Origin of the sequence: Pseudomonas sp. SIMBA_068, from assembly GCF_046534705.1 — a bacterium.
Lineage (GTDB): Bacteria > Pseudomonadota > Gammaproteobacteria > Pseudomonadales > Pseudomonadaceae > Aquipseudomonas > Aquipseudomonas putida.
The window spans coordinates 53,571-66,686 of record NZ_JAWRYI010000016.1; the positions used below are offsets into that span (position 1 = coordinate 53,571).

The 13,116-nt window shown below is 63.8% G+C and carries 12 protein-coding genes; 3 read left to right on the forward strand and 9 right to left on the reverse strand.

The features are described from left to right. Positions 1–59: 59 nt before the first annotated feature. The 5 genes from SB756_RS26695 to SB756_RS26715 form a co-directional block, all read right to left on the reverse strand. A complete protein-coding gene (locus SB756_RS26695) occupies positions 60–797 on the reverse strand; it encodes a GntR family transcriptional regulator (RefSeq protein WP_410912569.1) in 738 nt (245 codons plus the stop codon). Positions 798–1,032: 235 nt separating this feature from the next. Then, a complete protein-coding gene (locus SB756_RS26700; RefSeq protein ID WP_410912571.1) occupies positions 1,033–2,547 on the reverse strand; it encodes a DHA2 family efflux MFS transporter permease subunit in 1,515 nt (504 codons plus the stop codon). Further along, a complete protein-coding gene (locus SB756_RS26705; protein WP_410912573.1) occupies positions 2,537–3,682 on the reverse strand; it encodes an HlyD family secretion protein in 1,146 nt (381 codons plus the stop codon). The genes SB756_RS26700 and SB756_RS26705 overlap by 11 nt, the downstream gene beginning before the upstream one ends. 60 nt (positions 3,683–3,742) lie before the next feature. Then, positions 3,743–5,158: an efflux transporter outer membrane subunit gene (locus SB756_RS26710; protein ID WP_410912575.1), complete on the reverse strand. Its 1,416-nt coding sequence runs from the start codon at positions 5,156–5,158 to the stop codon at positions 3,743–3,745. Between the two features lie 103 nt (positions 5,159–5,261). Next, positions 5,262–5,972 carry an AraC family transcriptional regulator gene (locus SB756_RS26715; RefSeq protein WP_410912577.1) on the reverse strand — a complete coding sequence of 237 codons (711 nt, stop codon included), beginning with the start codon at positions 5,970–5,972 and terminating at the stop codon, positions 5,262–5,264. A gap of 524 nt (positions 5,973–6,496) precedes the next feature. Between SB756_RS26715 and SB756_RS26720 the strand changes: the two genes are divergently transcribed. Together SB756_RS26720 and SB756_RS26725 are read left to right on the forward strand one after the other, a co-directional pair. Continuing rightward, positions 6,497–6,754 (forward strand): hypothetical protein, encoded by a 258-nt coding sequence (locus tag SB756_RS26720; RefSeq protein ID WP_341798010.1) that lies wholly within the window; start codon positions 6,497–6,499, stop codon positions 6,752–6,754. Between the two features lie 4 nt (positions 6,755–6,758). Continuing rightward, positions 6,759–7,031 carry a DUF3077 domain-containing protein gene (locus SB756_RS26725; protein ID WP_019472880.1) on the forward strand — a complete coding sequence of 91 codons (273 nt, stop codon included), beginning with the start codon at positions 6,759–6,761 and terminating at the stop codon, positions 7,029–7,031. Between the two features lie 86 nt (positions 7,032–7,117). Here SB756_RS26725 and SB756_RS26730 read toward each other — a convergent pair whose 3' ends face one another. Further along, the gene (locus tag SB756_RS26730; protein ID WP_341798011.1) at positions 7,118–7,561 is read right to left on the reverse strand and encodes an acetyltransferase; all 444 of its coding nucleotides are present in this window, start codon (positions 7,559–7,561) and stop codon (positions 7,118–7,120) included. 267 nt (positions 7,562–7,828) lie between these two features. Between SB756_RS26730 and SB756_RS26735 the strand changes: the two genes are divergently transcribed. Continuing rightward, positions 7,829–8,755 carry a LysR substrate-binding domain-containing protein gene (locus SB756_RS26735; RefSeq protein ID WP_410912579.1) on the forward strand — a complete coding sequence of 309 codons (927 nt, stop codon included), beginning with the start codon at positions 7,829–7,831 and terminating at the stop codon, positions 8,753–8,755. 232 nt (positions 8,756–8,987) lie between these two features. On the opposite strand, the gene SB756_RS26740 is transcribed toward SB756_RS26735, so the two are convergent. From SB756_RS26740 to SB756_RS26750, 3 genes are all read right to left on the reverse strand, one after another. Beyond that, positions 8,988–11,474, reverse strand: a complete 2,487-nt coding sequence (locus SB756_RS26740; RefSeq protein ID WP_410912581.1) for a TonB-dependent siderophore receptor — start codon at positions 11,472–11,474, stop codon at positions 8,988–8,990. 110 nt (positions 11,475–11,584) lie between these two features. Continuing rightward, positions 11,585–12,520, reverse strand: a complete 936-nt coding sequence (locus SB756_RS26745) for a FecR domain-containing protein (RefSeq protein WP_070384165.1) — start codon at positions 12,518–12,520, stop codon at positions 11,585–11,587. 5 nt (positions 12,521–12,525) lie between these two features. Further along, entirely contained in the window at positions 12,526–13,026 is a 501-nt protein-coding gene (locus tag SB756_RS26750) for a sigma-70 family RNA polymerase sigma factor (protein ID WP_012053194.1), read from the reverse strand. Positions 13,027–13,116 lie beyond the last annotated feature (90 nt).

Consider the following 13,116-nt stretch of genomic DNA (forward strand, 5'->3'; position numbering starts at 1 on the left):
TGGCCTCTTCGCAGCACAAGGCTGCTCCTACAGGGATTTGCGCGCGCCTTTGGGACGGATCAGGTGGGCGAGCGATCCCGGCGCATCTGGGTGACAAGGGTAAAGCGGTCATCCGGGTGCACGGTTTCGGAAACCGCCATCAGATCACCGTTTTCCTCGCGGTAATGGCGGATGATCTTCAACCCCGGTGAACCCGCTTCGGCCTTCAGCGCCCGGGCCATTTCTGCGGTCAGCAGCACTGCCCGCACCTGCTGGTCGACCACCGCGATCGCCCGGCCATAGTGCTGCTCGATCAACCCCGCAATCAGCTGGTCGGGGTGCTCGCGGGCCCGTTCGATGACCTCGCCATAGTCGCGCTGGGCGTACACATCGGTCCAGCACAGCGGCGCGGCATTGTGCAGGCGGTCGACGCGAATGCTCGACACGCAGAAGTAATGCTCGCCCGGTACCAGCCCCAGCCGCGCCGCTTCGCTCAGGTCGGCGACGAAATGGCGAACGTCCTGGATTTCCCGCTGCTGGGTTTCGGCCAGGTGGGCCAGGTCGGCCACGCTGGCCAGCGACTGCGAGTAGCCGCCGCGCGGGCTGCTGGCTTCTACCCGGGTGCCCACGCGCTTGCGCCGTGACACCAGCCCCTGGTTGAGCAGCTGGTCGATCGCGGCGCGCACCGTGTGCCGGCTCACATTGTAAAGGTCGCACAGCTCGAACTCGGTCGGCAGCAGGCTGCCCACCGGGTAGCGGCCGTTGGCGATGCCTTCCATCAAGTCCTTTGCCACGGTGGAGTAGCGCGTCGGGTTCATACCTCTGGTCTGTCTCGCAAATTCATCGGTTGGCAGTGTAGCAGCGGCAGGGACAGGTTCGGCACCGCCGAAATGCGTGCGGTGCTGGGCCGCGCGCCGGGTGCGGCACTCTAAGCGCATGCCCCTTGTAGGAGCAGCCTTGTGCTGCGAAGAGGCCGGCATGGCCAACACGTTTCTTTGGCAGTAATGGCCTCTTCGCAGCACAAGGCTGCTCCTACAGGGAGATGTGTCGGCATCACAATTGGTGTTTTGACCGTAACAGCAATGCCGCTACTGCACACCCGACCAACGCCAGGCACGCCAGGTAGAACGCATCACTGTAAGCCATCAGGTAAGCCTCCCGCCGAATGGTCGCCGCCAACCCCTCCAGCAGCTGCTGCTGGTGCGGCAACCAGCTCTGCACTGTCTGGTTGATGCGCTCTTGCATGCCAGGCTCGAACACTGTCACCTGCTCGTGAATACGCTCACTGTGAAAGCGCTCACGGCTGGCCACCAGTTGCGTCAACCCGGCCGTGCCGATGGCACCCCCCAGGTTGCGCAGCATGGAGAACACCGCCGAGGCCGAGCCGGCTTCACGCTTGTCCAGCCCGGCCACCGCCAGCACCGACAACGCCACCATGATGAATGGCTGGCCAATACCGCGCACCACCGTGGACGGGATGATCACGTTGTCGGCACTGTCAGCGCTCAGGCTAGCCCCCAGCCAGCAGCCCAGGGCCATGATCAGAAAGCCGCTGGCGACCATGAACTTGGCGCTGGTCCAGCCCATCAGCCGGGGCATCAACGGCGCCAGCAGCAGCTGCACCACGCCATAGGCGATCAGCGCCACGCCGACATCGTGCGCGCTGAAACCCTGCAGCTGCGACAGGTAGTTGGGCACCAGAAATACCAGGCCGAACGTGGCGGCGCCAAAGATGAACATGGCCACGCTGGCGACGCCGAAGTTGTAGCGCCCGAGCAAGCGCAGGTTGATGAACGCGCGCTGGCCGAACAGCTGGGTCACCACGAACACCACCAGGGCAATGGCGGCGACCCCGCTCATGGCAACGATGAATGGCGAGCCGAACCAGTCCAGCCGGCCGCCTTCTTCCAGCACGATCTGCAAGCCACCCAGGCCGATCACCATGCCGGCGATACCCAGCCAGTCACCTTTGCGTAGCAGCTCAAGCTTCATGGGCTTGGCCTCGATCGACCAGGCGATGGCGAACAGCAGTGCAATGCCGGGGAACAGTTGCAGATAAAAGATCCAGCGCCACGAATAGGCATCGGTCAGCCAGCCACCAATCGAGGGCCCGGCCGCCTGCGCCACGCTGTTGGCCAGGCTGAACAGCGCCATGCCCATGGCCATCTTGCTGGCCGGCAGTTCGGTGATGATCAGCTGGAACGACAGGGGAATCAGCACCGCGCCCGCAGCACCCTGGATCACCCGGATGGCAATCATCGCCTCCAGATTGGGCGCCCAGGAACAGGCCACCGAAGCTATCAGGAATATGAGTGAGCCGGTCCACATCACCCGGCGCAGCGAGAACACCTCCACCAGCCAGGCCGTCAGCGGAATCATCACGATTTCCGCCACCAGGTAGGCGGTGGAAATCCATGAGCCTTCCTCGAAGCTGGCACCCAGCGAGCCGCGGATTTCCGGCAGCGCGGCGCTGGTGACATGCACGTTCATGCCGGCCATGAAGCAGCCGAGCAGGCCGCCGAGCACCGCTACCCAGGCGCGCAGCGTGACCGTTTGTTCAGTGCGCATCGGCCACCTCAGCGGGGCGGGTGTCGACCGTGCTCACCACCGACATGCCGGGCAGTACCTGCGGGCTATCCAGCGGTGTGTCCAGCAGAATGCGCACCGGGAAGCGCTGGACAATCTTGGTGAAGTTGCCGGTGGCATTGTCCGACGGCAGCAATGCGAAGACATTGCCAGAGGCTGGCGAGAAGCTGGCCACATGGCCGCGCAGTGGCTGGCTGGCGAAGCTGTCGACGCGGATTTCTACAGGCTGCCCCGGGCGCATGTTGGCCAACTGGGTTTCCTTGAAGTTGGCCACCACATAGGCCTGCTGCAGGGGCACCACGGCCAGCAGTGGCTGGCCCGGCACCACGTACTGGCCGGCGCGTACGCGGCGTTGGCCGACCACGCCCGTGATCGGTGCGCGGATCACGGTGTCCTGTTCGTCCTGCTCGGCCAACTGTTGGCGGGCCTGCGCGCGGGTCAACGCTGCCGCGCGCTGTTGCAGTTCGGCGTCAGCCTGGGCTGACCGGGCCTTGGCCATGGCCAGTTGTGACCGTTGTTGGCGCAGCGCGGCCTGGGCACCTTGCAGCGCGGCTTGCGCCTGGGTGGCATGGGCGCTGGCGGTTTCCAGGCGCTGCACGGTCGCGGCCTCGTCTCGCACAAGGCCACGGTAGCGTTGCATGTCCAAGTCACTGCGCCGCTGCTCGGCAGTGGCACTGCGCATGGCAGCTTCAGCCTGCAGGATGGCTTGTTGTTGCTGGTTGATACGCTCGCTGGCCACCTGCTGGCGGGCCTGGGCGGCCACCAGTGTCGCCTGCGCCTCGGCCACACCTGCCTGGGCCTGGTCAAGGCGGGCGCGGTAGTCGCGGCTTTGCAGGCGTACCAGTACATCGCCGGCTCTCACGGGCTGGTCGTCAGCCACTGCGACCTCGGCCACGTAACCGGCCACGCGTGGGCTCAGGGCCACCCAGTCGGCGCGGACGTAGGCATCGTCGGTGGTTTCCAGGTAGCGGCCGGTGGTGAGCCAGTAGCTGGTGAAGGCCAGCAGAACGATTGCTGCCAGGCTGCCGCTGGCGGTGTAGGCCAGTCGGCGACGGGATCTGGCTTTGGCCCGCTGTTCAGTTTCGGCTGGTGCGGTTTGTTCTACGGCGACATTCATGTTCGGTTTCCATGCTTGATTTCTGGGGCCGCTAAGCGGCCCCATTTGTTGTTACCTGAGCTACCACCGCCCGCCCAGGGCGCGGAACAGGTTGACCTGCGCCTGCGCCAGGCGCCCTCGGGCTTCTACGTGGCTGGCCCGCAGGCGGATCAGTTCTCGCTCGCTGTCGAGCAAGGCCAGCCCGTCCACGGTACCGGCGCGGTAGTTGCCCTGGGCCAGGGCATAACCGCGCTGGCTGTGCGTCAGGGCGGCATCCAGCGCCTGCAACCGCTGCCGCTCACCGTCATAGCGGGCAAGGGCCTGGCGCACGTCCTTGAGCGCGCTCAGCGCCGCACCGCGGTAATGGGCAACCTGCGCTTGCTGCAATGCCTCGGCTTTGCCGACCCTCGCACGGTTGGCCTTCATATTCGGAAACTCCCAACGGATCAGCGGGCCAATGCCGAACATCACCGCGCGGCTGTCGCCGAGGTTGGCCAGGTGATGGTCCGAGGAGGTCAGCGAAGCGCCGAAGCTGACCTTCGGATACAGGTCGGCCCGGACGATGTCGGTTTCCAGGGTGGCAGCCTGCAGTTCCCGTTCGGCCTGGCGCACATCCGGCCGGCGTTCGAGCAAATGCCAGCCATCGCCGGCCGGTAGCGGCGCCGACAGCGTGGGGATGGTGGTGCAAGTCGCAGTGTCGGCCAGCGAGGCCTGGCCACTGAGCATGCCAAGTTCGTAAAGCGCCATCTGCCGCCGGGCTGCAAGCATCGGCAGCTGCGCCCGCACTTGTTCCCGTAAGCCCAGCAGGCGCTCGCTGTCGAGGGCAGTGGCCACGCCGGCCTGGCGCTGGCGTTCGCTCAGTTGCACGCTGTGGTCGAGGGTTTGCAAGGACTGCTTAGCCTCGTCCAGGCGCGCCGCGTAGATGCACTGGTCGATGTAGGCGCGGCTGGTCTGGGCGACCACTTGCAGGCGCACCAGGTCCAGCGCCGCAGCACTGGCTTCGGCCTGGGCCCGGGCGCGCTCGATGGCAGCGCGCACCTGGCCCCAGATATCCAGCTGGTAGGCCAACTCGATACCGGGGTTGAATTGCCATTGAGCCGGCGCGTTGCTGTCGGTCGCCTCGGCCAGGGTCTGGTCATCGGCGCTCTTGCCATAGGTGGCGGCAACGCCCATCGAGGTTGACGGCCAACGCCTGGCATCGAACTCGCCGATGCCGGCCAGCATGGCCTGCACGTTGGCCTCGGCCTGGGCCAGGTCCTGATTGTGCGCCAGGGCTTGCTGTACCCAGTGGTTAAGTTGCGGGTCCTGGAACAGCGCCCACCATTGTTCGGGTAATGGTTGCCGGCTGACACCGGCCGGCACATTCGCCAGCGGGTTGGCCAGCAGCGCTGCGGGTGGCTCGGCAGGTGCGGGTTGCCGGGTGCACGCCGCCAGTACGCCGAGCATGGCGAGTACGGCAAACCGGGCACGGAAGGGGAATGAAGGCTGTAAGGGCATCACACATGTCGCTCAAGGGTGGTGATGCGAGGTTAACGAGGGTGGGACGCACGCCGCTGCCGCAAGCGGGACAACCCTGCGCGCAAGTGGGACAACCTGGGGCTCAGTACCCGCGCGCGGTACTGTTTTGCCAATCGCTCGGCGCGTAGCCGAGGATGCGCTTGAACATGGCGGCAAAGGCGCTGGCGCTCTGGTAGCCGTGCTCCAGCGCCACGTTCAGGATCGGCTGGCCATCGGCCAGGCACTGCTGGCTGAGCATCACCCGGGCACGGGCGCGCCATTCGCCATACGACATGCCCACCTCGCGCTGGAACAGCCGCGCCACGCTGCGGGCACTCATGTTCAGTTGCGCGCCGCATTGCTCCAAGGTCAGGTCCTGGGCCGGGTCTTGCAGGAAGCGCTCGCACCAGACGCGCAGCCGCGCATGTTGCGGTTGCGGCACAAAGGCATCGATGCGCCTGGCAGTGGCCAACTCAAGCTGGATCAGTGCCCGCACGTGCTCGCCGTCACGCAGGTCGAGCATGCGTGATGCAGCCAGGATCAGTTCGTGCAGCAGGCCGGACACAACGATGACCTGGCAGCGGTCGATGCGCGCATCGAGCAGCAGGGTGCGCATGCAGACCACCCCCTCCATGCGGATGGCATGGCTGACCCCGGCGGGCATCCACAACGCATGCCCGCCAGGGATCACCCAGCTACCGCCTTCGCTGCTGACCCGCATGACGCCGCTGGCGGCGTAGATCAGCTGGTCTTCGGCGTGGCAGTGGCTGGCCACCTCTTCGCCGTGTCCGTAGTCCATTTCCAATGCTTGCATACGGGGCATCCTCGGTGTTGGATCCGATTATACGGCGGCCTATTGGTGCTGGATTGCGAAGATTGGTGGTTCGGCGCAATTATTCAACGCCTGTGCGATCGAGCGCCGCCCGCGCGGCGCTCGATCTTGTAGGCGCTGAACATGTTGCGGCAAGCACCTGGTGGCCCTGACCCGATCCCTTGGCAGGCACCTCAAAGCCATGCCCTGTAAGACAATTCTGAACATGAAACCAAATGCTTCAGAATCAACCCGCTTAGGAATTATCCTACGCGCGCTGCTGAACTATCGCTGTTGTCGGGGAAGTACCTCAGGGATAACGTTTTCGCGTCGCTCCGGCGACCGGGCGTGAGAACCCGACAGGTAGATTTGGTAACACCGTAATGGTGGCCGTACGTGGGCAGGCGTTTGCCTGGCCGGGTTTTTGCCAATTCTCCTCGGTTTCTCACCCCGCGTACGGCTGCCACCATGAATCCGTGAGAAAGATTTTGGTGACAGTTCCCTTTCTACAGAATTGGAACGTGATCATGAAAAAGCTCGTCCCCGATCCACCCCTCCGCCCAATCAATACCCCGTTCTTCACCCCCAAATCCGACATCTACCCGCCCCTCGCCCTCGCGCACGTGATCGAGCTGCTACGCGGCGTCATCGAAACCCTTGACGAACAATGCCGCAGCCACGCTGGCGATGCCGGCCTGGGCAATGCCCTGCATGCAACTGAAATCGCCCATTCGCTGGTAACACATTCGCATGCACGGCTGTTCGGCCAAAAGGAAGAGGGATGAAAACATGGCAGACGAACCCAAGGTCATCCTCACCATCGGCGCAGAAACCTTCCTCGAAGTCGGCAACCCGCCAAAGGATCTGCTGCGGGTCCAGCCCGGCATTCCTATCGATGATGCCTACGAGCAAGTTTCGATCCTGCTGAGCTACATCAAGCATCTACTGCGCGAAGGCGATATGGAGGACGACCACAAATTCCTGGGCGCCGCCGATTACCTCACGGCGTTGGCCAAGGCATTGATGAACGAAGTCGAGCTGACCAAAAATACCTTGCGCTGAGCGGCTGCCCTCGGGGGGGCCGCTTTGCGGCCCTTTTTGCGACACATGGCCCGATGGACCGGTCCATCGCGGTGTGTGCCTTCTGGTCACGCCTGGGTGGGCAAGCTCATATGCAGCAAGGGGAACGGCCGGCCTTCGCCATCCAGCGGAGAGCGGCCCGTCTGGACGAAGCCGTAGTGCTCGTAGAACCCTGTTGCCTGGGGGTTCTGCTCGTTGACATCGACACTCATCGCGTTACGCGACTGGCGGCCAAAATCCAGCAGCGCCCGGCCAATACCTTGGCCATGTCGCTCGGGGTCGACGAAGAGCATTTCCACGTGGTTTTCATTGAAACCGATGAAGCCCAGCAGCTGGTCATCGGTGTCTGCTGCAACCCACAGCTCGACGGCCGGGAAATACACGTCGCGCAGCTGTGGCAACAGCGCGTCGATGTCGGACGGTTGCAGAAATTGGTGTGTGGCGCGTACGGCGCACAGCCAGATGTCGAGCAGCTGCGGATAGTCTGCAGCAATGCCTTGGCGAATGATCATGGGGTCATCCTGAATGTATAGATGGCAGATGGGCGCGCCAAAAGGTGGCGGCCATGCAGGTGTCGGCATCATGAATGACCGCTTCGCGATTTAACGCCTGGGCGGTGCACGGCAGGGGAAGCCGGAAGGGAAGTTGGCGGAAGGTTACCCGGATTGCGCAGTGTGGGGCAATGCAGCCTGAGTCGGGTTTTCCGGTTTTTACTCGACCGCAATCCATATCGATGCTGGAATTGAGTCCGCACGTCATGGCGATGGCCGGGAGCCCCAATGAACCGCAACGAACTGCGCAAAGCCGATATCAATTTGATGGTGGTGTTCGAAGCCCTGATGCAGGAGCGCAACCTCACCCGTGCCGCAGAAAAGCTGTTTGTCGCCCAACCCACGGTCAGTGCCGCGCTCGCCAGGTTGCGGGCAATGTTCAACGACCCGTTGCTGATCCGCGTGGGCAACCGCATGGAACCGTCGGCCAGGGCCGAGGAGGTCATCAAGTACCTCACCCCGGCACTGGATGCGATGTCCACTGCCCTCAGCATGACCCATGATTTTGAGCCGCTGACCAGCAAGATGACCTTTCGCATCGGCTTGTCCGATGATGTCGAGTCGGGGCTGTTGCCGCCGTTGCTGCGGGCGCTGCGGGTGGAGGCGCCGAATGTGGTGGTGGTCGTGCAGCATGTCGATTACTGGCGCATTCCGGACCTGCTGGCTGCAGGCGATGTAACAGTGGGCATCAGCCAGACCAAGGGGCTGCCGGCCAACGCCAAGCGCAAGGTGCTGCGCACGATGCAGGGCAGGGTGGTGCGGGCCGACAAATCAGCCACACCACTGACGCTGGATGAGTTCTGCGCCCGCCCGCACGTTCAGGTCTCGCCCACCGCCAATACACAAGGTGTGGTCGATGACTGGCTGAAAGAGATCGGCCGCGAACGCAAGGTGGTGTTGTCGGTGCCGCAGTTCAGCGCGCTGCCGGCGATTCTGGCCGGGACCGACCTGCTGGCCTGCTGCCCGGACTATGCCGCCCACGGCATGGAGCGCTGGGGCAACCTGCAGGCCGAGACGCTGCCGTTCGAGACGGCTGCGCTGGAGCTGGCCATGGTCTGGCTGAGCACTACCGACAGCGACCCGGCCGAACGCTGGTTGCGCAGCCGCCTGCAGCAATACATGAGCGGCGAGCGTGAAGTGGCGATCGGGCTCTAGCCGCGATCATTGTGCGGATGACTACCGGGCAAGCCTTGTTCGGGCGCATGAGCGATTTCCTTATCTGCTAAAACAATCAATGGGTTGACGCGGCCCGTGTAGGAGCGACCTTGTGTCGCGATGGGCCGCGCAGCGGCCCCAGGGTTTCAGCCAACCTGCATCATTTGCCGGGGCCACCTTGCGCCCCATCGCTCTGTTCTCTGCACGATCCCCCGCAACCGCCCGTGATCGCTTAGAACGTGCCTTGCAAGGTCATCATGAAGTTGCGCGGTTCGCCATAGAAGTTGCCCCACGCCGGCGCACCGATGGTGGCATAGTACTTCTTGTCGAACAGGTTGTTGCCGTTGAGGGCGACCGTCCAGTTCGGGTCGATGCGGTACTGCACGCGGCCGTTCCATACGGTGTAGCCCGCCTGCTCGACGCGGGTAGTGCCGGTGGTACGGAAGTTCTCGCTCTGGCTGTTCAGGCCGGCGCCGACGGTGAAGCGCTCCAGTGCACCGCCCAGCTGGTAGTCACCCCACACCTTGAGCATGTGCCGCGGGATGAAGCTGGAGGTGAAGGTCAGCTCGGTGGGGTCGGTGTCTTCGATGGTACTCAGGTACTTGGTCTGGGTGTACGTGTAACCCGCCAGCAGCTGCAGCCGCTCGATTGGCGAGCCGCTGATCTCGGCCTCGAAACCCTGCGCACGCACCTTGCCGCTGTCGGTGTAGCAATAGCCGTCGCCTGACGGGCAGGCTTCGTTGTAGTCGGTTTCCGCGCGGTGATTCTCGATGGTGCGGAACAGGTTGAACGAGGTGTTCAATGCGCCGTCAAGCAGCTCGCCCTTGATGCCGATCTCGTAGTTGGCACCGGTCTTGGGCTGTAACGCTTGCCGCTCGGCATTCACCTTGTCGCTCTGCGGCTGGAAGATGTCGGCATAGCTGGCGTAGGCGGTCCACTGGTCGTTCAGGTCGTACAACACGGCGGCGAACGGCGTGACCTGGCCGTTTTCTTCACTGCGGTTATGTACCCAGTAATCGTAGAGCTGGGTATAGGAGTCGCTCTTGTTGCGGTACCAGCTGACCCGCGCGCCCAGCACCAGGGTCAGCGGCTCTGCCAGCTTCAGCCGCAGGTTGGCGTAAGTGCCGTACTGGGTGGTGGTGGAGTCGGTTGGCACGCTGCCACCGCGGCTCGGGTTGACCAGGTAATCGCCCTTGGACGGGTGTGGGAAGTTCGCGGTCGGGTTGAACGGGTCCTGCTTGGCGTTCAGCAGCATAAGCGCGAAATAATCATGGGTTTTCTGCCGGCTGGCGTTGGCGCCGATGATCAGCTCGTGCTGCAGGCCGAACGCCTCGAACTTGCCATCGACATAGCTATCGAAGCCGTAGTCGTCCTGGTCGTAGTCGAAACGACCGGCTCGCACGTTCATGCTGGCGGTGCTGGCGCCGACCGGTACCGTGCCTTCGGAGTAGGCGTATTCGATGTCCTGGTTGTTGTGGGTGTAGATCGAGGCGAAGTTCAGCGTCCAGTCATCGTTGAAGCGGTGCTTGAGGTCGGCGAACCCGGTAATACGTTGGCTTTGCAGGTCGTTCCAGCTGGCCCCCAGGCAGGTGGAGCGCGACAGCTTCAGGTCACTGCCATCGGCGTAGCGTGGCAGGCCGGCGTAGCACGGGGTGGCATCGACATCCTCGTAAGCCAGGCCGAAGCCCACGGTGGTGTCGGCCGTGACGTCCCAGTCGATGGCGCCGTACAGTATCTGGTCCTGGCGCTTGGCCGTGTCATAGAAGTACTGGCGGTCCTGCAGCGTCGCCACGGCGCGCCCCCGCACGGTGCCCGACGCGTTCAGCGGGCCGCCCACGTCCACTTGCCCGCGGTAGTTGTCCCAGCTGCCGGCTGACAGGGTGACGGTGGTGGCGGCTTTTTCCTGCCCCCGTTTGCGCACGAAGTTGACGCCCCCGGCGGAGGAGCCAGAGCCTTTCATCATGCCGGCCGCACCTTTAAGCACCTCGACGCGGTCATAGAACGCCATGTCGCTGGAAAAGCTGTTGGCCTGCACGTAGTTGCCGCCCACGTCCAAGGGCACGCCGTCGTACTGGTACTGGCCATCCAGGTTGAAACCACGGGAATAGAAATACTTGCCGCCCATGGGCGAGTCATACACGGTGATGCCCGGGGTCTTGTCCAGTACCTGCTCCAGTGTGTTGAGGTTCTGGTCGTCGAGCATCTTGCGGGTCATCACGGTGACCGACTGCGGGGTTTCTTTCAGCGTGTGTACGCCCTTGCCGATGGTGATGGCACGGGCGGCGTAGGACTGGGTGCCTTCGCTGGTCGCATCCAGGCGGTTGGCGTCGATGTTCATCGGCGCCAGTTCCATGGCCGAACCGTTTTGCGCAGGGACCAGCACATAGCCGCCATTGCCCTGACGCTGCGCCTGCAGGCCACTGTTGCCCAGCAGCCGCGCCAGACCTTCCTCGACACTGAAGCTGCCTTCCAGGCCCGCGCTGTCGAGGTTGCGCGTCTGTGCGGTGTCGAACGAAATGGTCACACCCGCCTGTACGCCAAACTGGGTGATGGCGTTGCCCAGTGAGCCAGCGGGGACATGGTAGGTGGCCTGGCTTTGGGCCATTGCCTGGGCAGGCATCAGCAGCAGGCCGGGCGCGCTGGCCAGGGACATGCCGAACAGCACCAGGCGGACGGCCTGGCTGAGCTTGGTTGCTGGGGTAGGGTGCAGGTGTGGCATTTCGTGGTCCTTCCGAGTCATGGCAGAAAGTCGCTGTCGTCGCGGCTTGTGTCAGGGACGGACGAGAATCGAAATCAGCAAGATTGCGGCGAAAATTTTTCCGCAGTTGCTCAGGCGGGCTCCACACTCACCCAGTAGCGGCTTAAGTAGCGCACTTTCACGGGCAAGGTTTTCGGCAGGTTGGCCAGGGCGATATCGGTGTCGTCAATGCGGAACGCACCGGAAATGCTCATGGCCTGGATCGACGAGGCACAGCGCAGCACACCTGGACGATAGCGCCCCAGTTCTTCGAGGAAATCGCCAAGGCGCCAGTCGTTCACGCTGAGCATGCCTTGCAACCAGGCCGTGGAATCGGCGGGGAGTGCATGGGCGTCGAGGACGACATCCTGATCAAAACTCACTTGCTGGCCAGCGTGCAGTTGCAGCACTCGATCAGGGTGGCGCAGGGGGCGAACTTCGACGCGGGCCTCAAGCACACCTACGCGGGTCTGCTGCGCCAGTTTGCGGATGCTGAACGCGGTACTGCGGGCCAGTACGCTGCCGTCATCGGTGTGCACGATGAACGGGCGCTGCTGACGATCGCTGACCGGACGCACCAGAATTTCCCCCTGATACAGCTGAATCGCCCTCACCTTTGTGGCGTAGCGCACATCCAGCGCGGTATCCACGTTCAGCTCCAGCTGTGAACCATCTTCCAGGTGCAGGGCGCGGCGCTCGCCGCTGCGGGTACTGTGCTGGGCCAGCAAGGCACGATGGGGCACCTGCTCGGCCGCCAGCCAGCTGCCGCCCCCCATGGCCATCAGCAGGCCCAGCACTTTCAGCACGTCACGCCGCTGCGCCTGGGCCGCGCCAAGGCCGGACAGCGCCGCCTGCGGCGGCACCATGGCCCATTGCTGCTGCAGCTTTTCTACCCGCGCCCAGGCGGCTGCGTGCAGGGGGCTGGCCTGTAGCCACTGTCGCCAGGCCTGGGTGCGGGCCTCGCTATTGGCGCCGTCGTTGAGCTGAACATACCAGGTGGCAGCGGCTTCGAGTGTCTTGAGATCCATGGGCGTCAGCCTTCGACTGCCAGCAGGCAGCGAGTCATGGCCTTGATCAGGTGATTCTTCACGGTGGTGATCGACACGCCGAAGCGCTCGGCCGCAGCGCCGTAGGTCAGGCCTTCGAGTTGAACGGCAAGGAAGATGGCGCGGGTCTTGGCGCCGAGTTCGTCGAGCAGGCTGTCCACGGCCACCAGCATTTCTATGATGGACAAGCGCACCTCCGGCGACACCTCGACCGGTTCCGGACGCAGGGCTAGAGCCTGCAGGTAAGCTTTTTCGATGATGCGACGGCGAGCTTTGTCTATCAGAAGGGCGCGGGCGATAGCGCTGAGGTAGCTGCGCGGCTCACGGATCGGCAACGGGTTACGCGCGGTCATTACCCGCAAGAACGTGTCGTGCGCCAGGTCGGAAGCGTCGGCGGCGTTGCCCAGGCGGGCGCGCAGCCAGCCCTTCAGCCAGCTGTTGTTTTCGCTGTACAGCTGGTGCAGGGCCTGGGGATCGAGCGTTGCCATGGCGTCAAGACCGCGATATTAATGGGAATTGATCGCATTGTCGTGGCAGGGCAAGCCGATTGCAAGAATCCTGTGCATGCGCACATCTTG